General features: G+C 62.5%; 24 protein-coding genes. 11 read left to right on the forward strand and 13 right to left on the reverse strand.

Going from position 1 to position 24,195, the window contains the following annotated elements:
• Window positions 1–46 precede the first annotated feature (46 nt).
• Entirely contained in the window at window positions 47–1,423 is a 1,377-nt protein-coding gene (locus ACH2DG_RS06195; RefSeq protein WP_395024854.1) for a CHASE3 domain-containing protein, read from the reverse strand.
• 117 nt (window positions 1,424–1,540) lie between these two features.
• Here ACH2DG_RS06195 and ACH2DG_RS06200 point away from each other — a divergent pair, with 117 nt between their 5' ends.
• Window positions 1,541–2,173 (forward strand): response regulator transcription factor, encoded by a 633-nt coding sequence (locus ACH2DG_RS06200; protein WP_224151462.1) that lies wholly within the window; start codon window positions 1,541–1,543, stop codon window positions 2,171–2,173.
• Window positions 2,174–2,237: 64 nt separating this feature from the next.
• On the opposite strand, the gene ACH2DG_RS06205 is transcribed toward ACH2DG_RS06200, so the two are convergent.
• The 4 genes from ACH2DG_RS06205 to gpmA form a co-directional block, all read right to left on the reverse strand.
• Window positions 2,238–2,624 carry a response regulator transcription factor gene (locus tag ACH2DG_RS06205; RefSeq protein WP_395024855.1) on the reverse strand — a complete coding sequence of 129 codons (387 nt, stop codon included), beginning with the start codon at window positions 2,622–2,624 and terminating at the stop codon, window positions 2,238–2,240.
• Between the two features lie 166 nt (window positions 2,625–2,790).
• Complete coding sequence (locus tag ACH2DG_RS06210; protein WP_395024856.1) at window positions 2,791–3,555, reverse strand: HesA/MoeB/ThiF family protein; 765 nt, start codon at window positions 3,553–3,555, stop codon at window positions 2,791–2,793.
• A gap of 86 nt (window positions 3,556–3,641) precedes the next feature.
• Window positions 3,642–5,132 (reverse strand): S41 family peptidase, encoded by a 1,491-nt coding sequence (locus tag ACH2DG_RS06215; protein ID WP_395024857.1) that lies wholly within the window; start codon window positions 5,130–5,132, stop codon window positions 3,642–3,644.
• Window positions 5,133–5,406: 274 nt separating this feature from the next.
• Window positions 5,407–6,147 carry a 2,3-diphosphoglycerate-dependent phosphoglycerate mutase gene (gpmA, locus tag ACH2DG_RS06220; RefSeq protein ID WP_395024858.1) on the reverse strand — a complete coding sequence of 247 codons (741 nt, stop codon included), beginning with the start codon at window positions 6,145–6,147 and terminating at the stop codon, window positions 5,407–5,409.
• A gap of 257 nt (window positions 6,148–6,404) precedes the next feature.
• Here gpmA and ACH2DG_RS06225 point away from each other — a divergent pair, with 257 nt between their 5' ends.
• The 5 genes from ACH2DG_RS06225 (at window position 6,405) to ACH2DG_RS06245 (ending at window position 9,640) form a co-directional block, all read left to right on the forward strand.
• Window positions 6,405–6,812 carry a rhodanese-like domain-containing protein gene (locus ACH2DG_RS06225; RefSeq protein WP_395024859.1) on the forward strand — a complete coding sequence of 136 codons (408 nt, stop codon included), beginning with the start codon at window positions 6,405–6,407 and terminating at the stop codon, window positions 6,810–6,812.
• A gap of 174 nt (window positions 6,813–6,986) precedes the next feature.
• Window positions 6,987–7,244 (forward strand): glutaredoxin 3, encoded by a 258-nt coding sequence (gene grxC, locus ACH2DG_RS06230; RefSeq protein ID WP_184706616.1) that lies wholly within the window; start codon window positions 6,987–6,989, stop codon window positions 7,242–7,244.
• A 167-nt stretch (window positions 7,245–7,411) separates the two neighbouring features.
• The gene (secB, locus tag ACH2DG_RS06235; RefSeq protein ID WP_184706618.1) at window positions 7,412–7,867 is read left to right on the forward strand and encodes a protein-export chaperone SecB; all 456 of its coding nucleotides are present in this window, start codon (window positions 7,412–7,414) and stop codon (window positions 7,865–7,867) included.
• A gap of 135 nt (window positions 7,868–8,002) precedes the next feature.
• Window positions 8,003–9,016, forward strand: coding sequence for an NAD(P)H-dependent glycerol-3-phosphate dehydrogenase (locus tag ACH2DG_RS06240; RefSeq protein ID WP_395024860.1), 1,014 nt, complete (start codon window positions 8,003–8,005; stop codon window positions 9,014–9,016).
• A 300-nt stretch (window positions 9,017–9,316) separates the two neighbouring features.
• A complete protein-coding gene (locus tag ACH2DG_RS06245) occupies window positions 9,317–9,640 on the forward strand; it encodes a DUF4148 domain-containing protein (protein ID WP_377779713.1) in 324 nt (107 codons plus the stop codon).
• 136 nt (window positions 9,641–9,776) lie between these two features.
• On the opposite strand, the gene ACH2DG_RS06250 is transcribed toward ACH2DG_RS06245, so the two are convergent.
• Window positions 9,777–10,667, reverse strand: a complete 891-nt coding sequence (locus tag ACH2DG_RS06250) for an NAD(P)-dependent oxidoreductase (RefSeq protein WP_395024861.1) — start codon at window positions 10,665–10,667, stop codon at window positions 9,777–9,779.
• Between the two features lie 215 nt (window positions 10,668–10,882).
• Between ACH2DG_RS06250 and ACH2DG_RS06255 the strand changes: the two genes are divergently transcribed.
• On the forward strand, window positions 10,883–12,283 hold the full coding sequence (locus ACH2DG_RS06255) for a M20/M25/M40 family metallo-hydrolase (RefSeq protein WP_395024862.1): 1,401 nt from the start codon (window positions 10,883–10,885) through the stop codon (window positions 12,281–12,283).
• 170 nt (window positions 12,284–12,453) lie between these two features.
• Here ACH2DG_RS06255 and ACH2DG_RS06260 read toward each other — a convergent pair whose 3' ends face one another.
• Both ACH2DG_RS06260 and lysA read right to left on the reverse strand, forming a co-directional pair.
• Window positions 12,454–13,659 (reverse strand): IPTL-CTERM sorting domain-containing protein, encoded by a 1,206-nt coding sequence (locus tag ACH2DG_RS06260; protein ID WP_395024863.1) that lies wholly within the window; start codon window positions 13,657–13,659, stop codon window positions 12,454–12,456.
• A gap of 386 nt (window positions 13,660–14,045) precedes the next feature.
• Complete coding sequence (gene lysA / locus ACH2DG_RS06265) at window positions 14,046–15,308, reverse strand: diaminopimelate decarboxylase (RefSeq protein ID WP_395024864.1); 1,263 nt, start codon at window positions 15,306–15,308, stop codon at window positions 14,046–14,048.
• A gap of 204 nt (window positions 15,309–15,512) precedes the next feature.
• Between lysA and ACH2DG_RS06270 the strand changes: the two genes are divergently transcribed.
• Together ACH2DG_RS06270 and ACH2DG_RS06275 are read left to right on the forward strand one after the other, a co-directional pair.
• On the forward strand, window positions 15,513–16,481 hold the full coding sequence (locus ACH2DG_RS06270) for a LysR family transcriptional regulator (protein WP_395024865.1): 969 nt from the start codon (window positions 15,513–15,515) through the stop codon (window positions 16,479–16,481).
• Between the two features lie 49 nt (window positions 16,482–16,530).
• Window positions 16,531–17,589: a purine-nucleoside phosphorylase gene (locus ACH2DG_RS06275; RefSeq protein ID WP_395024867.1), complete on the forward strand. Its 1,059-nt coding sequence runs from the start codon at window positions 16,531–16,533 to the stop codon at window positions 17,587–17,589.
• A 104-nt stretch (window positions 17,590–17,693) separates the two neighbouring features.
• Here ACH2DG_RS06275 and ACH2DG_RS06280 read toward each other — a convergent pair whose 3' ends face one another.
• Together ACH2DG_RS06280 and ACH2DG_RS06285 are read right to left on the reverse strand one after the other, a co-directional pair.
• Window positions 17,694–19,223 carry a M20/M25/M40 family metallo-hydrolase gene (locus tag ACH2DG_RS06280; RefSeq protein WP_395024868.1) on the reverse strand — a complete coding sequence of 510 codons (1,530 nt, stop codon included), beginning with the start codon at window positions 19,221–19,223 and terminating at the stop codon, window positions 17,694–17,696.
• A 111-nt stretch (window positions 19,224–19,334) separates the two neighbouring features.
• Window positions 19,335–20,030 carry a tRNA-uridine aminocarboxypropyltransferase gene (locus ACH2DG_RS06285; protein WP_395024869.1) on the reverse strand — a complete coding sequence of 232 codons (696 nt, stop codon included), beginning with the start codon at window positions 20,028–20,030 and terminating at the stop codon, window positions 19,335–19,337.
• Window positions 20,031–20,082: 52 nt separating this feature from the next.
• On the opposite strand from ACH2DG_RS06285, the gene ACH2DG_RS06290 reads away from it, so the two are divergent.
• Entirely contained in the window at window positions 20,083–21,909 is a 1,827-nt protein-coding gene (locus tag ACH2DG_RS06290) for a chorismate-binding protein (protein WP_395024870.1), read from the forward strand.
• Between the two features lie 69 nt (window positions 21,910–21,978).
• On the opposite strand, the gene ACH2DG_RS06295 is transcribed toward ACH2DG_RS06290, so the two are convergent.
• The 3 genes from ACH2DG_RS06295 to ACH2DG_RS06305 form a co-directional block, all read right to left on the reverse strand.
• Window positions 21,979–22,341, reverse strand: a complete 363-nt coding sequence (locus ACH2DG_RS06295; protein ID WP_395024871.1) for a 5-carboxymethyl-2-hydroxymuconate Delta-isomerase — start codon at window positions 22,339–22,341, stop codon at window positions 21,979–21,981.
• A 92-nt stretch (window positions 22,342–22,433) separates the two neighbouring features.
• Window positions 22,434–23,231 (reverse strand): ScpA family protein, encoded by a 798-nt coding sequence (locus ACH2DG_RS06300; RefSeq protein ID WP_224152577.1) that lies wholly within the window; start codon window positions 23,229–23,231, stop codon window positions 22,434–22,436.
• Window positions 23,232–23,395: 164 nt separating this feature from the next.
• Entirely contained in the window at window positions 23,396–23,602 is a 207-nt protein-coding gene (locus tag ACH2DG_RS06305; RefSeq protein WP_224151481.1) for a DUF3460 family protein, read from the reverse strand.
• Window positions 23,603–23,645: 43 nt separating this feature from the next.
• Here ACH2DG_RS06305 and ACH2DG_RS06310 point away from each other — a divergent pair, with 43 nt between their 5' ends.
• Window positions 23,646–24,140, forward strand: coding sequence for an outer membrane protein assembly factor BamE (locus ACH2DG_RS06310; protein WP_224151482.1), 495 nt, complete (start codon window positions 23,646–23,648; stop codon window positions 24,138–24,140).
• The last annotated feature ends 55 nt before the right edge of the window (window positions 24,141–24,195 follow it).

Genomic DNA, 24,195 nt, shown 5'->3' on the forward strand with positions numbered 1-24,195 from the left:
GCAGGAACGGGCCTTGCAAGGAGAGGCGGGGCATTTGCATCAAAGCCTATGGCGCGCTGATCTGGCTGGTTTTTTCACGGTGGCCGGCCGACTGCGGCAGCACGGCTTCCACCAAGGTCCCTCGCTGCGGGGTCGAGCGAATGTTGAGCCTGCCGCCCAGCGCTTCAACCCGGTGCCGCATGCCCGCCAGACCGTGCGATGTCGGATTGACGGACAGGGGGTCAAAACCGACGCCGTTGTCCTGCACCTGTATGGCAATGTGGGAGGGGTGGTTCTGCAGATGGACCTGCACCTGCGTCGCCTTGGCGTATTTACCGATATTGGTGAGCGATTCCTGCACGAGACGGTAGATGGTCAGCTGCGTGGCCTCCGGAACATGGACGGCCTCCAGATCCAGATCCACGGCGATATTGCTGCTGTCCGAGAATTCCTTGCCCAGGATCTCCAGGGACGGGGTCAGGCCCAGGTTCGAGAGCGAGGAAGGGCGCAGGTTTTCGATGATGCGGCGCTTGAGGGCGATGCCGCTGTTGAGCGTCTCGATCAGATGCTGTATGCGTTCCTGCACATCCGGCATCGACATGTCGACCTTGGACTTGAGCCGCGCGACATCAAGCTTTGCAGCGGTGAGCAGGGCGCCGAGTTCGTCGTGCAGTTCGCGCGCCAGGTGGGCGCGTTCGTCTTCGCGCACCTGCTGCAGGTGCGTGGCCAGTTCGGTCAGCGAGGCAGTGCGCTGGCGTACCTGTTTTTCCAGTTGGTCGCGCTCGTCCTGCAACAGCTTCTGCTCGCGCAGCATCAGGTCGGTCAGGCGATTGGATTGGCGCAGATACAGATAGAACGCAATCAGGCCGATGACACTGACCACGGCAATGCCGATGCGCGACAACGCCAGAGACCGGACGATCTCTGCTTCATTGTGCGCACGTCGTTCATTGCTGTGGGTCACCAGTTCAGATCCCAGACTGCGCACCCTGTCCATCGATGCCTTGCCATCGGGGCTGTTGATGAGGTGGCGCCAGGCACTGTCAAAGCCTCCCTTGCGCAACTGCACGCTCAGATCCATTTCGTTGATGCGCTTGGCCACTTCCCGGCCCAGCAGCGACGATATCTGCAGGTCTTCTGGAAACAGGCTGTAAATGGCGCGCAATTCGTCGACGGCGTTGTCCACGTTGGTGGACGCCTGTTGGTATGTGTCGAGGTAGCGTTCTTCGCCGGTCAACAGATAGCCGCGCACGCTGGTTTCGGCATCGGCCATCTGCTGCATCAGCTTGTCCAGCGTGGTGCGGGTCTGGAAGGTGATGCTGAGGTTCTGCAGCGAGTCGTTGGAGCGGTAGTAGCCGACTTCGTTAATGCCGATCAAAACCAGTGCGGCCAGAAAGGCAGCAGGCAGGCTGATGGCCCATTTGCGCAAGTGCGACCAACGCATGAGCATCCTTTTCTTTCGAGTTTGGGTATATGCTATTCATAATAGAGCAATTGCTCTGCTGTGTACGCATGGCAGCGATTCGTAATACCTGTTGCCGTGCGCAATACAAGGAGGCTTATGATCAAAGTTGGAATCGTGGACGACCACGCCATTGTCCGTTCAGGCCTGAAGCAGTTTCTGGCTGAGCATGTGGATCTGCGTGTGGTGGGTGAGGCGGCCAATGGCCGTGAAGCCATTGACCTGGTCCGCAATGAAGAAATCGATGTGCTGATCATGGACCTGTCGATGCCCGGGCAAAGCGGCATCGATGCCCTGGCCATGCTGCGTGCCAAGGCGCCAGACATGGGTATCCTGATCCTGAGCGGTTATCCGGAAGAGCACTATGCGATCAATCTGATCCGGCAGGGCGCAAGCGGCTATCTGAACAAGGAATGCGATCCCGCCGAGATCGTCGAGGCTCTGCGCACCATCTCTCTGGGCAAGCGCTACCTGACCCCGACGGTGGCGGATCTGCTGGCGCAGCAACTGCACCGCAAGGACGATGTGCCGCCGCATGAGCAGTTGTCGGAGCGCGAGTTCCAGGTGTTCCTGAAATTGGCGCGGGGCGAGACGGCAGGCAATATCGCCGATCAGCTCTCGCTGAGTGTCAAGACGGTGAGCACCTATCGCACCCGCCTGATGGAGAAGATGGGTCTGTCGTCCAACAGCGACCTGACCTATTACGCGCTCAAGAATGGCCTGATCGACTGAGCGTGAAAGTCTTGAATCAAAAAATGCGGCAATTGCCGCATTTTTTGATGAAGACAGGCTGCTGTCAGCGAATGTTGGACGAGCGCTCCATGCAGTAATCGATCAGCGCATCGATGTCCTGTGATTTGTCGAACACACGATTGGCACCCAACTGCGTGCAGCGCTCGCGCATATTGGGTGTCGCGTAGTTGCTCAGAACCACCAGGTGTTTTGCAGGCTCGCGCTTGCGCAGCTTTTCCAGCACGCCCAGGCCACTGCCTTCCTGCAGGAAGATGTCGACGATGGCCAGGTCCCAGTCGGCGGTGTTGTCCTGCAGCCAGGATGCGGCAGCGGACTCGGTACTGGCATGGCCTACCGTTTCCACATCCGCCAGATCTTCCAGAGTGGCGATCAGGTTTTCGCGGATCGTCTTGTTGTCTTCTACTAAATAGGTTCTCAATCGGCGTGGCATTGTTCTCGAACACAGGTTTGTGACGTGCTGTAACAATGATACCAAGGCCAGCGGAACATGCCATCGGTGCGCAGGGCAGGTTCAAGTAGGACAACTTCGACAAAAGCCGGGTCTGGCGTTGACTTTGACACGGTCTGGCAGCTTGCCGCGCGGTCTTTGCGCGTGTCTACCCTGCATCCGTATGGTGTGCCTTGCATACGGGGCATTGCGGGTTGGCGCGGACATGCATGGTGTTCCATTCCATGTGCCGAGCGTCCAGCATCATCAGCCGGCCATCGAGTGTGGTGCCTATGCCTGCAATCAGCTTGAGCGCTTCGGCAGCCTGCATGGTGCCGATGATGCCCACCAGAGGCGAGAACACGCCCATGGTGGAGCAGCTGATTTCCTCGAACTGTTCATCGGGCGAGAAGATGCACGCATAGCAGGCCGCGTGGGCATGGCGGCGGTCAAATACGCTGATCTGGCCGTCAAAACGGATGGCCGCGCCGCTGACCAGTGGCTTGCCATGCGCCACGCAGGCCTGGTTGATGGCCTGGCGCGTAAGGTAGTTGTCCGTGCAGTCCAGCACGACTGTGGCGTTGCGGATATGGTGTCCCAGCGTGTGCGCATCCACGCGCTCGGCCACCGTATGCACGGTGATGCCAGGATTGATTTGCGCCAGGGCCGTAGCGCATGACGAGACCTTGGACTGGCCGATGCGTGCGGTGGTGTGGGCGATCTGGCGCTGCAGGTTGGTCAGGTCCACGCAGTCGTCATCGATCAGGGTGATGGTGCCCACGCCGGCGGATGCCAGATAGAGCGCTGCGGGACTGCCCAGACCGCCCGCACCCACGATCACGGCATGGGCAGCCAGAAATCTCTCCTGCCCTTCGATGCCGATGTCGTCCAGCATGATGTGGCGGGAATAGCGCAGCAGTTGGTCGTCGTTCATAAGTGGCTATTGTCGGCAAAAACAAAGGCCGGAGCAGGGTATCTGCTTCCGGCCTCGATGTGCTTTCAGGTTTTGCTCCCCCGGATTTACTCCTTGGGCTTGCCGTCTTCCTTCTTGGTGTCGGGCTTGTCCGATTCGCTCTTGTCGCCGTCCTTCTTTTCTTCGGGACGCTCGGTCTTGGTCTTGCTCACCTGCACGGGTTCGCCCTTCAGCTTGTGCAGGGCCTGCTGCAGCTGGAAGTCCTTGTCTGAGCCAAACTCCGGTGGGCGACGCTCGGATGCGGGCTTCTTGTTTTCCTCGTCCAGGCGCTTCAAGGCTTCCTCACGCGCCTTTTCACGGGCCGCGTCCTTTGTCTCGGGGCCCTGGCCGCTGGCCAGATGCTTGTCCAGATCGGCTTCGCGTGTGCGCAGTGCCGCAAACAGGTCGCCTTCCGCGGTTTCGTCCACCATGATGTCGGGCACGATGCCCTTGGCCTGGATGGACTTGCCGCTTGGCGTGTAGTAGCGCGCCGTGGTCAGCTTGATGCCGGTATCGGGGCCGAGTGGACGCACGGTCTGCACCGAACCCTTGCCAAAGGTCTGCGCACCCATGATGACGGCACGCTTGTGGTCCTGCAACGCGCCGGAGACGATCTCGGACGCAGAGGCAGAGCCTTCGTTGACCAGCACCACCAGCGGAATCTTCTTGATGGCGGGAGGCAGCGACTTGATCGGATCACTGCCACGGCGGGCATAGAACTCGGGCGACGCGCGGAAGGTGGCCTTGCTTTCGGCCAGTTGGCCGTTGGTCGAGACCACCGTGACATCGGGCGGCAGGAAGGCTGCCGAGATGGCCACTGCTGCATCGAGCAGGCCGCCAGGGTCGTTGCGCAGATCCAGAACCAGACCCTTCATGTTCGGGTCCTGCTTGAACAACTCGTCCACCTTGCGCACGAAGTCGTCCACTGTGCGTTCCTGGAACTGTGACACGCGCACCCAGCCATAACCGGGCTCGACCATCTTGGCCTTCACGGACTGGGTCTTGATTTCGGCCCGGGTGATGGTGACGGGGAAGCTGCGGCTCTCATCCTTGCGCAGGATGGTCAAGGTCACCTTGGTGTTTGGTTCGCCGCGCATTTTCTTGACGGCTTCATTCAAAGACAGGCCCTTGACGGCGGTGTCGTCAATCTTGGTGATCAGGTCGTTGGTCTTGATGCCGGCCTTGTCGGCAGGCGAGCCTTCGATCGGCGAGACAATGCGGATCAACCCGTCTTCCTGGGTGATCTCGATGCCCACACCGACGAATTTGCCGCTCGTGCCTTCCTGGAATTCCTTGAAGGACTTCTTGTCGAAGTACTGGGAATGCGGATCGAGGCCCGAGACCATGCCGGAGATGGCATCGGTGATCAGCTTCTTGTCATCCGCCGGCTCGACGTAATCGGTCTTGATGAGGCCAAACACGGCAGACAGCTGCTGGATTTCCTCCAGAGGCATCGGAGACATCACCCCCCGCGCCACGGTCTGCAACGAGACGGTTGTGAGCGCGCCGGCGACCACGCCCAGTGAAACCCAGCCGGCAATCTTCAATTTTTGGCCCATATGCTCAAAACTTTCTATAGCGCGCCAATATACACCGAAGCGCTTAGGCGGGGCTTAGCCCTGCGGGCTTTCGCAGTGGTGTGACAAGTCTTTACTTTCCACATGACACGCGGCGACCTGATCGGCTTGCGGCAGGAATTCAGTGAAATATGGGTCTATCCATTACAGGACGGATGCCATATGCTATCAAAAATGAAAAAGGCTGTCTTCCTGAAAGAAGACAGCCTGCAGATGGGGAAAGAGCGAATGTCGCGGGCCGTGGCGCGGGCGCTGTTTATGCCTTGCCCTGCGATGCCACGGCAGCAGCGGCCTTGGCAGCGGCTTCGGCATCGCCCAGGTAATAGTGGCGGATGGGTTGGAGCTTCTCGTCCAGCTCATACACCAGGGGAATGCCATTGGGAATGTTCAGGCCCACGATGTCGTTGTCGGAGACGCCATCGAGGTACTTGATCAGCGCACGGATCGAGTTGCCGTGCGCAGCGATCACCACCCGCTGGCCGCTCTTGATGGTGGGAGCAATGGTCTCGTTCCAGAACGGCACCACGCGCTCGACCGTGTCCTTGAGGCATTCGGTCAGCGGCACATGGCTTTCGGCGCCGGCATAGCGGCGGTCGCTCTTTTCGCTGCGCGGGTCACCGGATTCCAGTGCGGGTGGCGGTGTGTCGTAACTGCGGCGCCAGACCAGTACCTGCTCGTCGCCAAACTTCTTGGCGGTTTCGGCCTTGTTCAGGCCTTGCAGGGCGCCATAGTGGCGCTCGTTGAGCTGCCAGCATTTCTGCACGGGCAGCCAGGTGCGGTCCATTTCGTCCAGGGTGTGCCACAGGGTGCGGATGGCGCGCTTGAGCACGCTGGTGTAGCAGACGTCGAAGTCATAGCCGTCGGCCTTCAGCAGCTGGCCAGCTTGCTTGGCCTGGGCAACGCCGGTGTCGGTCAGGTCCACATCGGTCCAGCCGGTAAAGCGGTTTTCCAGGTTCCAGGTCGATTCGCCGTGGCGGATCAGTACGAGCTTGTACATGGTGTCCTCATGCAATGATAAAAACTAGGGTTGCGACCGCCATGAAAGAACCAGCTGCTATGCTTTTGATTGTCTTATCGGCACAGGCAGCAAGCGGGGCGCACAAACATTGGGGCCGATTGTAGGGCGCAAGCGAATGCCCGCAGTGCGCAGTCTGCCAGTGCGGCACGCCGGACAAAAGGCTATTGCCTCCCACTGGCATGGCAGCGCTTTTAAAATGGTCGGCTGTTCTCAATTCAAGAAGACAAGGGTTTGGTGTGAACTTTATTCTCGACAACTGGTATCTGATCGTGCTGGCGCTGGGTTCGGGGGCCTTGCTGGCGATGCCTGCCATGAAAAGCGTGGGCGGCGGAACGCTGGCGCCCAGCAATGCAGTGCAACTGATCAACCGTGAAAAAGCCGTGGTGGTGGATGTCTCCGAGCCGGACGAGTACGCGGCCGGCCATGTGACCGGCTCCAAGAACATCCCGTTTGCGCAACTGGATGAGCGCCTGCCCACCACCGTCAAGAACAAGGCACTGCCATTGATCCTGGTGTGCGCACAGGGCAAACGTGCCCAAGGTGCCGTGGCCGCTGCAACCAAGTTGGGTTACACCAACGTGCAGGCCCTGGCCGGAGGCATGAAGGCCTGGCGCGCTGCGGACCTGCCCGTGGAAAAGGCCTGAGACCCGGGCACAGTCCGGGGAAGGCCAGGGATCTTCTCTGCGGTTTCGGGCTTGTTTTTCGGGCTGCAGACCCCATCTGCCACGTATTGAGGGTGCTGGCCGGCCTGGCCCAGCACCTTTGTTTTTATCTGCGTGCCGCATCTGCTGCGGCGCGCCAAGCGCAAGGACCTTCCCATGCAAGCCGTCAAGATGTATACCACCGCCGTCTGCCCCTATTGCATTCGTGCCAAGCAGGTGCTCAAGTCCAAGGGGGTGGAGAACATTGAAGAAATTCGCATCGACACCGATCCCGCGCAGCGCGAGGTGATGATGCAGGCCACGGGCCGCCGCACGGTGCCGCAGATCTTCATTGGCGATACCCATGTGGGCGGATGCGACGACCTGATCGCGCTGGACCAGCGTGGCGGGCTGATGCCGTTGCTGGGCGCCTGAGCGGGCCTACCTTCAACCGCCCGGAAACACAAGCCTGGGCATTTTTCTCACGGCAGCCAGCCATTGCATAATGGCAGGCTGCATGCGAGAGGGGCGCACACCGTGCGGTGCTCGTACAGCATTGCACGTTCACCCGATTCACTTTTTCAAGCGAAAGACAGACCACCATGGCGGATCAAGAAAATCCAGTGTTCCAGATTCAACGCGTGTACCTGAAGGACGCATCGCTGGAGCAACCCAATTCTCCAGGCATCCTGCTGGAACAAACCCAGCCAAGCGTGGACATCCAGCTGGGCGTGGAAGCCACTCCTGTGGCCGAAGGCATTTTCGAAGTGGCCGTGACCGCCACCGTGCAGACCAAGATCGAAGACAAGACCGTGTTCCTGGTGGAAGCCAAGCAAGCCGGTATCTTTGAAATCCGTGGCATCCCCGAAGAGCAGATGGGCGCCGTGATCGGCGTGGCCTGCCCACAGATCGTCTACCCCTACCTGCGTGGCAATGTGGCAGACATCGTGACCCGCGCTGGCTTCCCGCCCGTGCACCTGGCAGAAATCAACTTCCAGGCCATGTACGAGCAGCAGCAGGCCCAGGCCGCTGGCGCTGGCGACGCAACCGTTCAGTAATTGACCCCGACGGACCAGGTCTGCACAGCAGCCTGCGCCATAGAAAGGCCTTGCCACCCCCGGGTGCAAGGCCTTTGCCGTATCCGCTTGTGGTAAAAATTGTGAATCACCCTTGATCGGTATCAGTAGTTCGCTATGAAAATTCTAGTTATCGGCGCTGGCGCCTGGGGTACGGCCCTGGCCATGAATGCGGCCGCTCGCCACACGGTGCACCTGTGGGCACGCGATGCTGCGCAGGCTGCCCAGATGCAGGCGGCCGGAGAGAATACCCGCTATCTGCCCGGCATCCCTTTTCCGGCAGGGCTGCAGGTAGCCAGCGGCGATGTGCAGCCGCTGGTGGCTGGCGCCGATCTGATCGTGCTGGGAACCCCCATGGCCGCGTTGCGAAGTGGCCTCGCCATGCTGCACGACAGTCTGCAGGGCCGCCAGGTGCCGGTGGCATGGCTCAGCAAGGGCTTTGAAGCCGTGCCGGAGGGCGCGCCTGCAGGCAGCCACGGTCTGCTGGGCAACGAGGTCTGCGCCCAGGTGGCGGCGCAGCTGCACGCCGGCGTATTGAGCGGCCCCAGTTTTGCGCAGGAGGTGGCGCGCCATCAGCCAACCGCCCTGGTGGCTGCCAGCAGGCATGCGGATGTGCGCGATGCCCTGGTGGCGGCCTTTCATGGCAACAACCTGCGGGTCTACGCCAATGACGACATCACAGGTGTGGAAGTGGGCGGTGCCGTGAAGAACGTGCTGGCCATTGCCACCGGCCTGTGCGACGGGCTGAACCTGGGCCTCAATGCGCGCGCGGCGCTGGTGACGCGCGGCCTGGCTGAAATGACCCGCCTGGGCGTGGCTCTGGGCGCACAACAAGACACCTTCATGGGCCTGTCGGGCCTGGGCGATCTGGTGCTGACGGCGACAGGTGATCTGTCGCGCAACCGCAAGATTGGCTTGCTGCTCGCACAGGGCAAAAGCCTGCACGATGCAGTGCAGTCGCTCGGCCATGTGGCCGAAGGCGTGTACAGCGCGCGCACCGTGCTGCAGCGCGCGCAGAAGCTGGGCGTGGAAATGCCCATCACCGAAACCACCGTGGCGTTGCTGGACGGCAGCATGCCGGTGCGCGATGTGGTGCAGGCGCTGATGGGGCGTGAGCCACGCGCTGAATAGCTTTTCCACTATCAAAAGAAGAGCAGCTAGTGCTTGCGAAATGGGCGCCAGCGGCTTTTTTATGCAAACGTCCAAGGCGGGAGGTAGTTTTGCCATGGCCTGTGTCAGTGCGTAGGCAGCACGCGCATTATTGGAATGAAAAATGGAACAATAAATTCTGATTTGGCATATTTATCGAAAATGGTCTCGTGCATACACTGAATACATCGATCAACGAGAAACATACACGGTGATGTCACCGCCCCGTTGAGCGAACCGGCCTGCCGCAGGGGCCCGCCGGAACCTCTCAAAGGAATCAAGATGAAGAACGCACGTAACTTTTCGATGGCCGCAATGGCTGCTGCCCTGGTAATGGGCGCTGGTGTGGCACAGGCCAACCCATTTGAAGGCGACCAAGCCATTGCACCCAAAGCCGTGGCCAGCACGCTCAGCCGTGCCCAGGTGCAGGCCGAACTGGTTGCCGCGCAGCGCGACGGCTCCATGCCTCTGGTGGGCGACCGCATCAATACCTACAGCGGTGAGCGCCAGACCTCGGCCCTGAGCCGCGCCGAAGTGCAGGCCCAGGCCCACCAGGCCTTGATCGCTGGCAAGCTGCCCCAGGGCAATGGCTCCTTCGGCGAGTAAGCTGCACCGCCGGGCCCATGCCCGGCTTCAATAAAAACGCCCACCATCCAAATGGTGGGCGTTTTGCTATGCAAACAGGAGTTACTGCGCGCTTGTAGCCTGCGCTGGCGGCCAGTTTTTCGTTAATCCATCATTATCATTGCCGGGCCAGAAAGCCGATCAGCTCGGGCAGCATGGCGTCGCCATGCTGGGCTTCCACCTGGCCGTTGAGGGTGGCCGAAGCGGCGTCGGCCACCTTGCTGGCGGCCCGGGCGTCGTGTGCCATCGTGGCGTAGTAGCTCAGGTCCTTGGCGGCGTTGGAGATGGAGAAGGCAATGCCCGAGGGGTCGTCTGCGAGGATGAAGGACTTGAGGCGCTCGAGCGCTACACCCGCGCCGCCGCCGCCTGCCAGCACATCGCAGAAGGCCTGCATGTCCATGCCTTCCTTGCGCGCACAGGCGGTGGCCTCTGCCAGCAAGGTCATCTGGCCGACCGAGACAAAGTTATGCAGCAGCTTCATGCGGTGGCCGTCGCCCAGGTTGCCCACGTGGGTGACCTTTTCGGTGAAGCTCGCCAGCACCGGCTGCACCTTGGCCAGCACGGCCGCATCGCCGCCGACCAGCAGGTTCAGGGTGCCGTCATGCGCGGCCTTGGAGGTCTTGGTCATCGGCGCGTCGATGAACTGGCCGCCAGCAGCATGCACGGCCTGCGCCATGCGCACTGTGGATGCAGGAACGGCGGTGGAGCAATCCACCACCACCGTGCCGGGCCGGATGGCCGACAGCACGCCATTGTCTCCGGTGAGCACGGCTTCCACCTGCGGCGATCCGGTCACGCACAGAATGATCACATCGCACTGGCCCGCCAATTCTGCAGGCGTCTGGCAGGTGGTAGCGCCCAACTGCAACAGTTCGGTCAACGGCTGGTTGCCGGGGTGCTCCAGCACCACCAGCGGAAAGCCTTTGGCCGCCACATTGCGGGCAATGCCGTGGCCCATCAGGCCCACGCCGATCAGGCCGACCGTTGGTGTTGTTGCTTGCGAAGCCATGCCAATCTCCAGGTTTATTCAATGCCGCACAGCGTAGCGCATTGCCTGTGCAAGAGCGCCGTGGCAGGCAGGGTGCCAGTCAAATAGGTGACGGGCTGCGCTACGCAATGGCGGCTGCTGTCCGCAGAATGCAGTGGAGGAGCCGTCGATTTGCCGCTTCGGTATGCAAATTGACGGCGCCCCATGACCCAGAACCACACCAAGGAGATAAAAACATGGCCTTTTCCAAACGCGCGCTCGCTGTTGCTGCCTGCGCCTTGCTTGCCACGGGCGCCCAGGCCCAGGTCGGCGCCAAGACGCCCGAGCAAAAGCGCTTCTACACCATCTACAAGGAGCTGGTCGAGATCAACACCACCAACTCGGTGGGCAACAACACCGAAGCGGCGCAGGCCATGCAAAAGCGCCTGGCGGAAGACGGCATTGCCGCAGCGGACATGCAGATCTTCGAGCCCTTCCCCAAGAAGGGCAATCTGGTCGTCAAATACAAGGGCAGCGGCCAGGGCAAGCCGCTCCTCCTGATGGCGCACATCGATGTGGTGGAGGCCAAGCGCGAAGACTGGAAGAGCGACCCATTCAAGCTCAAGGAGGACGATGGCTACTTCACCGCGCGTGGCTCCTCCGACGACAAGGCCATGGCTGCCGCCTTCGTCTCGATCCTGGGCCAGCTCAAGCGCGAAGGCTTTACCCCGAGCCGCGACATCGTGCTGACCCTGACTGCCGATGAAGAACAGGGCGATGTGCCCAGCAACGGCGCGTTCTGGCTCGTCAACAACCAACGCCCATTGATCGATGCCGAATACGGTATCAACGAAGGCGCTGGAGGCCAGTTGGAAAACGGCAAGCCGGTGCTCAACCGCATCCAGGTGGCCGAAAAGATGTACGCCACCTACCAGCTTGAATCCACCGACAAGGGCGGGCACAGCTCGGTACCCACCGCCACCAACCCCGTGTATGCCTTGAGCGCCTCGCTGACCGCGCTGGGCAACTACCATTTCCCGGTCAAGCTCTCGGACGTGACCAAGACCTATTTTGCGCGCAGTGCTGGCTTTGCCCAAGGCCAGCAGGCCGACGACATGAAGGCCGTCGCGGGCGGCAACCCCTCGCTAGAGGCTGTGCAGCGCCTGTCGGCATCGCCGTTGTACAACGCCACCATGCGCACCACCTGCGTGGCCACCGAGGTGAACGGCGGTCATGCGGCCAACGCCTTGCCGCAGGCCGCGCGCGCCACCATCAACTGCCGCATCCTGCCGCACGACGATCCGGCGGAAGTCGAGGCGCAGCTGCGCAAGCTGGCCGAGAACGATCGCGTCAAGCTCAAGGTCATCAACCAGCCGCTGCGCAGCCCTGCTTCGCCCATGCGGCCCGATGTGATGAAGGCCGTGGAGGGCTTGACCGAGAAAATGTGGCCGGGCGTGCCCGTGGTGCCGGTGATGAGCACGGGCGCCACCGACAGCCGCTTCATGCGCAATGCCGGCATTCCGATGTATGGCGTCTCGGGCATCTTCACCGAGCCGAGCGACGCACGCGCCCACGGCCTGGACGAGCGCGTGGCGATTCCGCGCCTGTACGACGGGCGCGAGTTCCTCTACCAACTGGTCAAGGAGCTGTCGAAGTAAGGTTTTGCCGGCTGGATTGCCTGCTGCGCTTCATTGGCGCTGCAGCTTCACCTAAACAAAACAGCACCTTTGCGGTGCTGTTTTGCTTTGTTTTTGATAGCTGCCGGCGCTTTACTGGCGTTCGTCAGGTATCAAAACAGGGTGTTCCCGTTCAATGGGGCGGCGCTGGTTCACGTCGAACGCCTGCGGCTGCGCGCAATGCCGAATATCGCGAGCAAGGACGACAGGGCGATCAGCCCCAATATGCCCAGCGACGGCACCGGTGCAGCCCCGGCCACTGCTTGCGAGTCATCATCCTTGACAACGACCTGTGCGGGCGAGCCTGACACGGTGTAGGCATCGGCAAGCGTAGGCGCCGCAATGGACAGCTGTGCAGTGACATTTCCATCGCCGGGCGTCGTGTTGGCCGTCGCAGTGATGGTGCAGGAAGCAGAAGTTGCATTGGCCGCCACGGTGATGGGCGAGGCACAGGTTGTGCTGTAGCGCGGGCTTGCAGTCGGCAGATTCAGGTTGACATCCATGGCCTGCGCAGGGGCCAGGCTGAGCGTCACGGTGCAGGTACTGATCTGGTTGGCGGCATCGGTCAACTCCGAAGGCGTGCAGGCCACACTGGCTTGCGGTGCAGGAGCGGGCGTGAACGTCAAGGTGATGGAACCATCACCGCCGTTGGTCTGAATCGCTCCTCCATTGGATGCGACTGCAAAGGAGATATTCGCCCCCGCAGAGACGCTGCCTCCTCCTCTTCCTCCGCCGCCACCCGATGAGATGCCTCCACCGAATCCGCCACCACCACCACCAGCCTGACTGTTGACGGGATTCACACCTCCTGTTCCCGTCCCGTTGCCAATCCCACCAGCGCCACCAACCCCGTCGCCACCCAAAAAGTTGCCATTTCCTCCAGGTCCGCCATTTCCTGCGGCACCAGGCCCGGGACCACTGAGGCCCGGAGTGGGGTTTGCGCCAAATTGAGAACTCCCGCCGCCGCCGCCGCCAGCGATGACCTGGTTGCCGATGGCTCCTGCGTTCACATTGCTTGAGCCACCGCCGCCAGCTCCTGCGTTGAATCCCTTGCCGCCGCCTCCAACAAACAGCGGCAGGTTACTTCCTGGGGTGACCGAAATGGTTCCGACAACGATTGCGCCTGCTGCGCCCGCCTTGCCTACGCCGCCTCCACCGCCACCGCCCGTGGCAGAGACCGAGATGGAGCTGACGCCCGCAGGTACCTGGCAATCGTTGGCGCCCACCGTGGTGTACGGAACGCCGCTGACGCAAGGGGCCGCAATCGACGATCCGGAGGCAATGCCCAACGCCGAAGCCAGCGCGCCATAGACCGCAATTCGGTTGCAGCGAATGCCAAAAATAGAGAAGTGACTCATGCTAGTTCCCGCCGTACGTAGTACGCATGACCAATCGACTTGATCGCACTAAGCGATCTCCGGTTATTGAATCCATCGATTAAATTCGATAATCGATAATGGAGAATCAATAAATTGCAATCAATTGCCACTTGTGGGCTGGAGGCGCCAGACAGGGCTTCCTCGGGCACATGCACATGTGTGCTGTCAATTGGAAATTCTAGCGGTGCACTTGTTGAATGTAAACAAATGCTTCATTTTGGTGCGCCTGTCCGGCGGAATACGGACCCATGAATGCATGTCTGCACAACCGGGTAAGCGCAGTTTTTGGGGGCCCTCTGGCCGTTTGCCGGCGCGTTGGCATCATGAGCGGTCATGGTGCTCATGCATGCCCCCGGAAGGTTGCCTTATAAGCCCAGCTCCAGGGCCAGCAATTCATCCACCGTCTGGCGGCGGCGGATCAGGCGGGCGTTGCCGCCATCGACCAGCACCTCGGCCGCCAGCGGGCGGGTGTTGTAGTTGCTGGACATGGAGGCGCCGTACGCGCCGGTGTCGTGGATGACGAGCAGGTCGCCCACTTGTGCATCGCCCAGCGAGCGCGGCAGCACCACGCCGCCGTCACCCTGGGTGAATACGTCGCCCGATTCGCACAGCGGGCCAGCCACCACGGCGTCGCGCGCGCCACTTCCTGTGTTGGGCAGCACGCCCACGCCACGGCGCTGGATGTGCATGCCATGGTAGCTGCCATACATGCTGGGGCGCATCAGCTCGTTGAAGCCGGTGTCGACCAGCACGAAGTGGTTGCTGCCCGCATTTTTGGTGGCGCGCACCGTGCCCAGCAGCACCCCCGACTCGGCCACCAGAAAGCGGCCGGGCTCCAGCTCCAGCCCCAGGTGGTGGCCGACAATGGCCTCGGCCTGCTTGCGCGCGGCATCCCACAGGCCAAAGTAGTGATCGGTGTCGATGGTGGCATCGCCTTCGCGGTAGGGAATGGAGAGGCCGCCCCCCGCCGAGATGGCTTGCAGGTCGTGGCCTGCGGCCTGGGTGCGTTCCACCAGCTGCACCATGGCGCCGCACACTTCCTGCAGGTGGCCGTAGTCCACGCCCGAGCCGATGTGCATGTGCAGGCCCGCAAGCCGAAGGCCGCGCTCGGCAATCACGGCCAGCGCCATGGTCAGGTCGGTGTGCCAGATGCCGTGCTTGCTGTGTTCGCCACCGGTGTTGGTCTTGTTGCTGTGCCCATGGCCAAAGCCGGGGTTGATGCGCAGCCACACCACGTGGCCTGGCGAAGCCTGGCCCAACTGGTGCAGCATGTCGATGGAGCCTGCATTGACGGGCACCTGGTGCTGCACCACGGTGGCCAGCGTGGCTTCGTCCATCACGTCGGCTGTGAAGACGATTTCGGCAGGCTCGCCAAACCCGGGCTGAAAGCCTGCCGCGATGGCGCGCAGCACCTCGCCGCGCGAAACGGCATCCACTTTCACGCCTTGCTGGCGCATCAACTGCAGGATGTGGATGTTGGAGCAGGCTTTTTGCGCAAAGCGCACCGTGTCAAACGCCTGGAGCTGGGCAATGCGGTGGCGGATGGTGGCAGCGTCATACACCCACAGCGGCGTGCCGAATTCATCGGCCAGTTGCCACAGCAGATCGGGGGCGAAAGGAGTGCTCATGATGTTATTTGCTCTGAAAATGAGAGCTTGCAGCGCCTGCAGGATAAACGCTGGAAGCCAGAATTCTTGAAAAACTGAAGCACCAACGGACTCTGCCATGGCACCAGAAAGCTGCAGTGTGCCTGTACATATCCATCCAGTCGAATACTTGTTTTTCAATGAGTCATCCATAATGGATATGGATTCAATCCCGCCACCATTGCCATGCCTCGCCATTTCCAGGCCGACTCCACTGCCGAGCCCTCCATCGACACCGCCAATTCCACGCCCGAGGTGCCCCGCATCCAGCATCGCCATATCGAGGTGTTCCGCGCCATCATGCTGGCCGGGGGGGTGACGGGTGCTGCAGGCCTGCTCTTCACATCGCAGCCTACGGTGAGCCGTGAGCTGGCGCGGCTGGAGCAATTGCTGGGCTATGCGCTGTTCGAGCGTGTGCATGGGCGCCTGCGGCCCACGGCGCGCGCGTTGGCGCTGTGGGACGAGGTGCAGCGCTCATGGCAGGGGCTGGACCGGGTGATCGAGCGCGCCGCTGCACTGGGCAGGCCGCAAGGTGCGCGCATCAGCGTGCTCAGCATGCCTGCGCTCAGCCACGCCCTGTTGCCCCTGGCATTGGCCCGCATGCAGGCTGCGCATGGGCCAGTTGCCGTCAGCGTGGCCACCCAGGAGGCGCCGCTCCTGCAGGAGTGGATGGCCGCGCAGCGCTACGACCTGGGCCTGACCGAGCAGGGCGAGGTGCCGCCCGGTGTACGCATGGTGGCTTTGCCTGCGGTCGATGAAGTGGCCGTGCTGCCGGCAGGGCACCCGCTGGCTCGCAAGACGTGGCTGCAGCCGCAGGATTTTGCGGACCAGCCCTTTGTCAGCCTGGCCGAAGACGATCCCTACCGCATGCAGATCGACCGCGTATTTGCCGAGGCCGGCGTGGCGCGCCAGATGCTGCTGGAGGCGCACAGCGCCATTGCGGTCTGCGCCATGGTGCAGCAGGGGCTGGGCGTGGCCGTCGTCAATCCGCTCACGGCGCGGGCCTGCGCCGGGGCTGGCATGGTGGTGCGGCCGCTGACGTTTTCGATTCCGTTCGAGCTGCAGGCCTTGCTGCCGCTGCACCGCGCCGCCGTGCAGGAAGTGGAATGGCTGGTGGAGGCGCTCAGGCAGTCGATGGTGCCAGAGCCTGCCTGAACGGCTGCTGCACACCTACAATCTGCGCATTTGCCCGTCGGAGATATCCATGCGCTTTCGCTCCTCTTTTCTGGCCCCGGTGGTGACTGCGGCCTTGCTGGCTGGTTGCGCCAGCACAGACCGTCCCTCCCAGGCCGCTAGTGCCGCCAGCGCCACCAGCGCTTCCCCGCAGGCCCAGCCTGTGCAGGTCAAGGTGTTCGTAGCCGCCATGTTCGAGATCGGCCAGAACACGGGCGACCGGGCAGGCGAGTTCCAGCACTGGTACGAGCGCTACTTCCGCAATGCCAAGCCCATCACTGTTCCTGGTGCGCTGAACCCGGTGTACTGCAATACCGATGGCGTGTGCGGCAGTGTGCTGGGCATGGGCAAGGTCAACTCGTCGGCATCGATGCAGGCGATCGTGCTCAACCCGCAGTTCAATTTTGACAAGGCCTACTACGTCATCAGTGGCGTGGCGGGCACGCCTCCTTCGCGCGGCACGATTGGCGATGTGACCTGGGGCAGCTGGCTCGTCGATTACGACCTGGGCCACCGCTGGGCACCCGAGGAAGGCCAGCCCGGTGCCCCCGTCTTCGTGCCGCGCAAGGGCTACGAGGACTACCGCCGGTTTGCGCTGAACCCGGCCCTGGTGCAGGCGGCATACGCAATGACACGCGCCGTGCCGCTGCAGGACAGTGAATCGGCCCAGCGCTACCGCACGCGCTACCCGGACGCTGCCGCGCGCAAGGCGCCGAGCGTGCACGTCGGCACGCACATCACGGGTGATACCTTCTTCCATGGGCCGGGCCTGTCGAAAGAAGCCCAGTACATCGCCAAGCTGTACGGCGCAGACGACTACGTGGCCACCGAGATGGAGGCTGCGGCGATTGCGCTGGTGCTGAAGCGCACGCATGGCACCGACCGCATCCTGAGCCTGCGCGGCTCGGTCAATTTTGACCAGGGCAACCCCAAGGAAACCACGCAGGCACACCTGGACCCCAAGCCGGGTGAGACCGCTGGCGGCTTTGCCGAGACCGTGGCCAATGTGGCGGTGGTGGGCGGCACCTTTGTCGATACCGTGGTGAAAAACTGGCCGCAGTGGCAAAACGGCGTGCCAGCGCAACGCTGATCCGGCAGCGCAGCCCATCAGCACACGCCAGAAGTGTAAAGAGCCGCAGATACTGCGGCTCTTTTGCTGATAGCCAGCCCGTTGGCCGGGCGTACTGCCAGATATCACTGCCAGGGCTGGGTCAGGATGTAGGTCAGGCTTTTGATGCCGTCGAAATAATTGCCCAGGCGCATGTTCTCGTTCTTGCTGTGCTGGTTGTTGTCGGCGTTGACCATGGGAACGATCACGAATGGTACTTTCAGCGCCTGCACCGCCGCGCCCGTGGGCACGGTGCCGCCCATCATGCGGATCTGCACAGGCGTCTCACCCCATGCCTGCTGCATGCCCTGGCGCAGCCAGTTGCCGATGGGCGCGCCCAGATCGGTGCGCACGGCGGTGGACGATGCGGACACGCCCCCCATCTTCAGGCTGGCCAGCTTGGGGTATTGCGCGCGCTGCGCTGCGGTTGGCTCGCCATCCACCAGCTGAAAACCCTGCGCTTCGATATGGGCCTTGAGCAACTGCTGTAGGCGCTCGGGTGGCGTTTCGGGCACGGTGCGCAGGTCGAGTTCCGCAACGGCCTGTGCCGGCACCACGGTACGGGCCTTGGCGCCCACGTCGGCAATCTGCAGGCCGCGCACATTGAGCGAGGGGTACTGCATGGCTTCCTGGTAGTTGGCGCCTACCTTTTCCGCCTGCGCAATGCCCAGGCGCTTGCGCAGCGCGGCTTCATCGTCGGGCACCGCCTTCATCACGGCCTGGGTCTGCGCATCCAGCGTGATGCCATCGTAGTAGCCCTTGACCAGTACGCGACCATCAGGTGCCTTCATCGAGGTGAGCAACTGCGCCATCGTGAACGCGGGGTTGGCGGCGTAGTTGCCATAGTGGCCGCTGTGCAGGTCCTGGCTGGGGCCATAGACCGTGAGCGTAGCCTGCGCAATGCCGCGATTGCCAAACACCAGGGTTGGGCGGTTGCTGGCGTGCATGGGGCCGTCGAGCACCAGCAGGGCATCGGCCTGCAGATCGGTCAGATGTTCCTGGATGACCTGGCCCAGCGTGGGCGAACCCTTTTCCTCTTCCGAATCGAGCAGGATCTTGATATTGGTGGCGGGAGGCAGGCCCTGCTGCTTCAGGGCATCGAGTGCGGCCATCAGCATGATGATGGGAGCCTTGTCGTCTGACGAAGACCTGCCGAATACGCGCCACTCGGGGTTGGGCTGCGCGCCATACAGTTGGTCGAGTGCAATCTCCTTCCAGGCGCCATCGGCCTGGCGCTCCTTGAGCACGGGCTTCCAGGGGCTCTCCTGCTGCCATTCGGCGGGGGTGACGGCCTGGCCATCCATGTGGGCATAGAAGAGCACGGTCTTGGTGGCACCCGGCACTGGTGGCAGCGTAGCCAGCACCATGGGCTTGCCCTGGTTGGGCAGCAGCTTGGCGATAAAACCGCGTTTTTCCAACGCGGCCTTGAACCAGTCCGCGTTCTTCTGGATATCGGCGGGCACGTTGGAATCATTGGGCAGCGCCAACACATCGATCCATTCGCGCAGGCTGGCGTGGCTGGCCTGTTGTATGGCTGATACAGATGGGGCGGCGGCCTGGGCCAGGCCTGCGGCGCACAGGGCGGCTATGGCCAGCGAAAGGGTGGAAAACTGCATGCAAAAGCTCCGAAAACAGGGGGGGAAAGCAGGGGGCTATGCGGCGCAGTATCCCTGAGTGCGTGCTTGCATACGCGCTGTGCTTGTCGCGTGGGAGGCAGGTCGCGCCAGTCAGCGCGGGGCCCGCAACCGCAGGTGTTGCGCAATCAGCCCGGCAAAGGATTGCTGCAGTGCCTGGAGCTGCCACGCCTGCGCAGGCCAGCCTTCCAGTGCCTGCAGGGCATGCGTTGCGGCCTCCATGGTTGACAGCTGTCCCTCCTGCTGCGCCTTGCGGATGGTGTAGGCCGCGGGCTCTGTATCGGTCAGCGCCAGGCGCGGCAGCTGTGCCAGCAGTGGGTTGGCATACAGCATCTTGCGGCTTTTGCGCCACGTACCGTCGATGACGACCAGACGCAATGGCATGGCCCGGGCTTGCGGGTTTTCGGGGGAGAAACTGGCAACGGGCTCGCCGGGCGTCTGCGGATACAGCAACACCGCCTGGCGCGGCGCATCGTTGGCGCCCCAGGGCTGGTGCAGCCAGCGCTGCAGCTCGGCTTCGTCAAATGTCTCCGCCACCACCAACTGGCTGGCGGGAAGGCTCAGGTGCAGCAGGCGCGCCGTGCCCTTGGCTTCATGCACTTCCAACGGGTGTTGCAGGATCAGCACTTGCGTGTCTGTCGGCACCGATGGGGCCAGCGCACAGATGCAGGCACTCCGGGGGCGCAGGCATCGGGGGCAAACGGCACGGCGGGTGGACACGCGGATGAGGGAGGTGAGAACAGCAGGAGCGCTATTGTGACGCAAGCGCGTGTGGGCAGCGCCGTGCACAGACCATGAACACGCTCTAGGGACATGGTTGCGCCGCTATGCTGGCGCCACCATGGAACAGAGCCTTTCGTTTTTTGCCCAGATCGATATGGGCCAGCCCCTGCACGGCGACGTAGAGCGTCTGCAGGTGGCCTTTTGCGCGCCTTTGCGGGTGCTGAGCGCGCACGACGCGGATTCGCTGCGCACCGTATTGCATGCAGTGGAGCAGGCCGCTTTGGCGGGCTGCTGGTGTGTTGGCGGCTTGCGTTATGAGGCGGCCGGCGCCCTCGATCCCCACCTGCCCACCCAAGCTCCGGCCGAGCCCGGGCCCGGGCCGCTGGCCTGGTTTGCCGTTTGCGATGCAGCCAGCGTGCAGGCGGTGCAGCAGCCCCATAGTTCGGCAGCTACGCCGCTGCTGTCGCCGTTGCATTGGCACAACCCGCTGGCGCGCGATGCGTTTGATGCGCGCATCGCCGACATCCACCGCGCCATTGCCGACGGGCGCTACTACCAGATCAACTACACGCAGCAGCTGCAAGGCCACAGCGACGCAGCTTGCGATGGCGCTGCGCTGTTTGCCGCCTTGCAGCGCGCGCAGCCGGGCGGCTATGCCCTGCATATCGACATGGGTGGCGAGCAGGTGCTGTCAGTGTCGCCCGAATTGTTTTTTGACTGGCACCGGCCAGCCGGCGGTGCGGGCGATATCCTGACCCGGCCAATGAAGGGCACGGCCCCGCGCGGCCCGACGCCGCAGCAGGATGCCGCGCAGGCCCAGGCACTGTGCAGCTCCATCAAGGAACGGGCCGAGAATGTGATGATTGTCGACTTGCTGCGCAACGACCTGGGGCGCTTGGCCGAAGTGGGATCGGTGCAGGTGCCGCAGCTGTTTGCGCTGCAGGCCCTGCCCACGGTGTGGCAGATGACATCGGATGTGCGGGCACGCCTGCCAGAGGGAACGCGCCTGCTCGATGTGTTCACGGCGCTCTTTCCCTGTGGCTCGGTCACCGGCGCGCCCAAGCGGGCGGCGATGCAGGCGATTGCCGATATGGAGAGTGGGCCGCGCGGATGGTACTGCGGTGCGCTGGGCGTGGTGCGCCCCGATGGCGCAGGCGGAATCCGCGCGACGTTCAATGTACCGATTCGCACGGTGGTGCTTGGCGGCGGGCAGCTGCAATGCGGCATTGGCAGCGCCATCACGGCAGACGCCACTGCCGAGGGCGAATGGCGGGAATGGCGGCACAAACGGGCTTTTCTGGAGCGGGCCAGCATGGCATTTGATCTGATTGAGACCCTGGCGCTGGAAGCGGGCGAGCTGCGCCACCAGGAGCGCCACCTGCAGCGCGTGGCAGGCGCTGCCGCGCACTTTGGCTATCCATGGAGCCTGGCAGAGGCGCAGGCCGCGTTGCAAGCTGTGGCGCAAGCGCATCCGCAAGGTTTGTGGCGAGTGCGCCTGCTGCTGGGCGCGCAGGGCGTTTTCACCTGCGAAGCCTTTGCCTGCCCACCTTCAGCCGCACAGGTGCAACTGCAGTGGGCGGGGGCTCCGCTGGCTGAGGCGCACAGTGAATGGGTGCGCTTCAAGACCAGCCGCCGCGCGCACTACGAACGCTGGGCACCGCAGGACAGCGCGGTGTTTGATACCGTGCTGTGGAACGAGGCGGGCGAGATTACCGAAACCACACGCGGCAACATCGCTGCACAGATCGATGGGCGCTGGATCACGCCGCCGCTGCATTGTGGCCTGCTGCCGGGGGTGGGGCGGGCCGTGGCGCTGGATGCGGGCCGCGTGGAGGAAGGCGTGATCCGCCTTGCGGATGTGCCGCGCGTACAGGCCTGGGCGTTCATCAACAGCCTGCGGGGCTGGATACCGGCGCAGGTAAAGGGAGACACCCCTGCTTTGTAGCGCCCGTTCTGCCATGGGGCGAAAAAAAGGCCGCTTGTGCGGCCTTGGCAGGTGTGCGCAGAGGCCTGCTTACAGCGTGCCCTTGTAATAAGCCGCGCGGTCCATGTCGACAATATCGACGCTCAGTTGTACCAGCATGCCTTCAGGGTGGGGCGTGAGCTCGCGCAGTACGGCGGCAATGCGCTCGGACAGGTCGCGCTTCACTTCGGGCGTGCGGCCTGCCAGCAGGCGCAGCTCGGCATGCACAAAACCACGCAGGGCAGTGGGATCGTTGCCGATGACGAACTGCTCGGTACGGATGGTGCGGCTTTTCAGATCCTGCTCGTACTGCACCTGGCCGGTGGCGATGATGGTGGCATTGAGCGCGTCGAGCGCATGCGCTTCGGGAAAGCCTTCCAGATTGCTGCTGTACTCAACGATCAGATGGGGCATGGTGGTATCTCCGTAATGTACTTAAAAAGTATAGCGTTCAGCGCTTTTGTAATGGGCGCTACAGGGTGCTTTTATACAAAAAAGCGCATGGCTCACACAGGCGTGTACGACAGGCGCACATAGATGGGCGCAAAGGCCTCCGCTTGCGTGATCTCGATTAATGTTTCTTTGGCCAGCTCCAGCAGCGCGATGAAGGTCACCACCAGTACGGTGCTACCCTTTTCGGGCTCGAAGATGTCTTCAAATTCCACAAAGCGGCGGCCTTGCAGGCGTTTGAGAATGGCGCTCATGTATTCGCGCACCGACAGCTCTTCGCGTGTGATCTTGTGGCTTTGCACCAGCTTGGCGCGCTTGAGGATGTCGCGCCACGCCGCCTGCAGCTCGTCGATCTGTACATCGGGAAAGCGCGGCTGCAGGGCCTGCTCGATGAACACCTGCGCCTTGATGAAGTCGCGCCCGTACTGCGGGGCAGCGCCCAGGCCCTGGGCGGCCAGTTTCATCTGCTCGTATTCCAGCAGGCGCCGCACCAGCTCGGCACGGGGGTCTTCCGCTTCGTCGCTGCCTTCCTGCTTCTTGGGCGGCAGCAACATGCGCGATTTGATCTCAATCAGCATCGCCGCCATCAACAGGTATTCGGCTGCCAGTTCCAGGTTGCGGCTGCGGATTTCGTCCACATAGCTCAGGTACTGGCGCGTGACACCCACCATCGGAATGTCAAGAATGTTGAAATTCTGCTTGCGGATCAGGTACAGCAGCAGGTCGAGCGGGCCCTCAAAGGCCTCCAGAAAGACCTCCAGCGCGTCGGGCGGAATGTACAGATCGGTGGGCAGCGCAAACAACGGCTCACCGTACAGGCGTGCCAGGGCAACCTGGTCCACCACCTCGGGCATGGCACTGGCAGAGGCCGCAGCGGCGGCCGAATCAGCAGTGTCCAGATCGCCGGAAGTTGACATGCGAGATGTTGTTTGCTATCAAAACAGGAGCTGATTGCAGTTGCCAGTCATGCGCTGGCTGCTGCCTGGCATGCAATGCTGCAGCCGACAGCCTGCGCTGATCAGTCGTGGTTGGTCTGGTAGACGTAGGGCTTCTGGGCCACGCGGCTGGCCTTGAAATCAGCCTGCTCTTCGCGGTCGAGGTCCTTGTCCCACAGCAGCGAGCGGCCTTCGCGTTGGCCAGCTTCCAGATAAGGCTTTTGCTCTTTGAGCGTGTTGATGAACTGGGTGACTTCGGATTGGTAGTCGGGGCGGCGGAAGAATGACATGGCTTATATTTACCTCTTTCCCTCGATTCTACCGAACCTGACCATGTCCCTCGTCACCAAGCTTGCAATGGCCGCTGCCGCGGTGGCCGCTACCGTGTTTTTGGTGGGCTGTGACCAACAGCGCATCAAGGAACTGGAGGAGTTTGTCTCGACCGAACAGGATGTGCGCGAAAAATTTGGCCCGCCCAACCAGATCTGGGACGAAGCCGACGGCTCGCACACGCTCGAATACACCCGCCAGCCCATGGGCGCACAGAACTACATGATCACCATCGGCAAGGATGGCAAGATGACTGCACTGCGCCAGGTGCTGGCGCCGGACTATTTTGCCAAGGTGCGCCCTGGCATGGACCAGCAGGAAATCCGTCGGCTGCTGGGCCAGCCCGCCAAGCGCGCCAGTTACCCGCTCAAGAACGAGGCCGAGTGGGACTGGAACTGGATCGATCCGCCCAATACCAAGATGCTGTTCACCGTGGTGTTTGATGCGCAGGGCAGGGTAGTGCGCAGCGGCAGCACTGTGGTGCTGCAGGACCGCTAAGGTACCGCTGCCCGGCGGGGCAGGCCAGGTGGAGATAACCTGACACCTTTGCCGG

Origin of the sequence: Comamonas odontotermitis (assembly GCF_040396735.1) — a bacterium.
Lineage (GTDB): Bacteria > Pseudomonadota > Gammaproteobacteria > Burkholderiales > Burkholderiaceae_C > Comamonas > Comamonas odontotermitis_C.

Coding starts and splice junctions, on each gene's coding strand:
- ACH2DG_RS06195 (WP_395024854.1), bottom strand. CDS start 1,423: ATGCGTTGGTCGCACTTGCGCAAATGGGCCATCAGCCTGCCTGCTGCC.
- ACH2DG_RS06200 (WP_224151462.1), top strand. CDS start 1,541: ATGATCAAAGTTGGAATCGTGGACGACCACGCCATTGTCCGTTCAGGC.
- ACH2DG_RS06205 (WP_395024855.1), bottom strand. CDS start 2,624: ATGCCACGCCGATTGAGAACCTATTTAGTAGAAGACAACAAGACGATC.
- ACH2DG_RS06210 (WP_395024856.1), bottom strand. CDS start 3,555: ATGAACGACGACCAACTGCTGCGCTATTCCCGCCACATCATGCTGGAC.
- ACH2DG_RS06215 (WP_395024857.1), bottom strand. CDS start 5,132: ATGGGCCAAAAATTGAAGATTGCCGGCTGGGTTTCACTGGGCGTGGTC.
- gpmA (WP_395024858.1), bottom strand. CDS start 6,147: ATGTACAAGCTCGTACTGATCCGCCACGGCGAATCGACCTGGAACCTG.
- grxC (WP_184706616.1), top strand. CDS start 6,987: ATGCAAGCCGTCAAGATGTATACCACCGCCGTCTGCCCCTATTGCATT.
- secB (WP_184706618.1), top strand. CDS start 7,412: ATGGCGGATCAAGAAAATCCAGTGTTCCAGATTCAACGCGTGTACCTG.
- ACH2DG_RS06240 (WP_395024860.1), top strand. CDS start 8,003: ATGAAAATTCTAGTTATCGGCGCTGGCGCCTGGGGTACGGCCCTGGCC.
- ACH2DG_RS06245 (WP_377779713.1), top strand. CDS start 9,317: ATGAAGAACGCACGTAACTTTTCGATGGCCGCAATGGCTGCTGCCCTG.
- ACH2DG_RS06250 (WP_395024861.1), bottom strand. CDS start 10,667: ATGGCTTCGCAAGCAACAACACCAACGGTCGGCCTGATCGGCGTGGGC.
- ACH2DG_RS06255 (WP_395024862.1), top strand. CDS start 10,883: ATGGCCTTTTCCAAACGCGCGCTCGCTGTTGCTGCCTGCGCCTTGCTT.
- ACH2DG_RS06260 (WP_395024863.1), bottom strand. CDS start 13,659: ATGAGTCACTTCTCTATTTTTGGCATTCGCTGCAACCGAATTGCGGTC.
- lysA (WP_395024864.1), bottom strand. CDS start 15,308: ATGAGCACTCCTTTCGCCCCCGATCTGCTGTGGCAACTGGCCGATGAA.
- ACH2DG_RS06270 (WP_395024865.1), top strand. CDS start 15,513: ATGCCTCGCCATTTCCAGGCCGACTCCACTGCCGAGCCCTCCATCGAC.
- ACH2DG_RS06275 (WP_395024867.1), top strand. CDS start 16,531: ATGCGCTTTCGCTCCTCTTTTCTGGCCCCGGTGGTGACTGCGGCCTTG.
- ACH2DG_RS06280 (WP_395024868.1), bottom strand. CDS start 19,223: ATGCAGTTTTCCACCCTTTCGCTGGCCATAGCCGCCCTGTGCGCCGCA.
- ACH2DG_RS06290 (WP_395024870.1), top strand. CDS start 20,083: ATGGAACAGAGCCTTTCGTTTTTTGCCCAGATCGATATGGGCCAGCCC.
- ACH2DG_RS06295 (WP_395024871.1), bottom strand. CDS start 22,341: ATGCCCCATCTGATCGTTGAGTACAGCAGCAATCTGGAAGGCTTTCCC.
- ACH2DG_RS06300 (WP_224152577.1), bottom strand. CDS start 23,231: ATGCCCGAGGTGGTGGACCAGGTTGCCCTGGCACGCCTGTACGGTGAG.
- ACH2DG_RS06305 (WP_224151481.1), bottom strand. CDS start 23,602: ATGTCATTCTTCCGCCGCCCCGACTACCAATCCGAAGTCACCCAGTTC.
- ACH2DG_RS06310 (WP_224151482.1), top strand. CDS start 23,646: ATGTCCCTCGTCACCAAGCTTGCAATGGCCGCTGCCGCGGTGGCCGCT.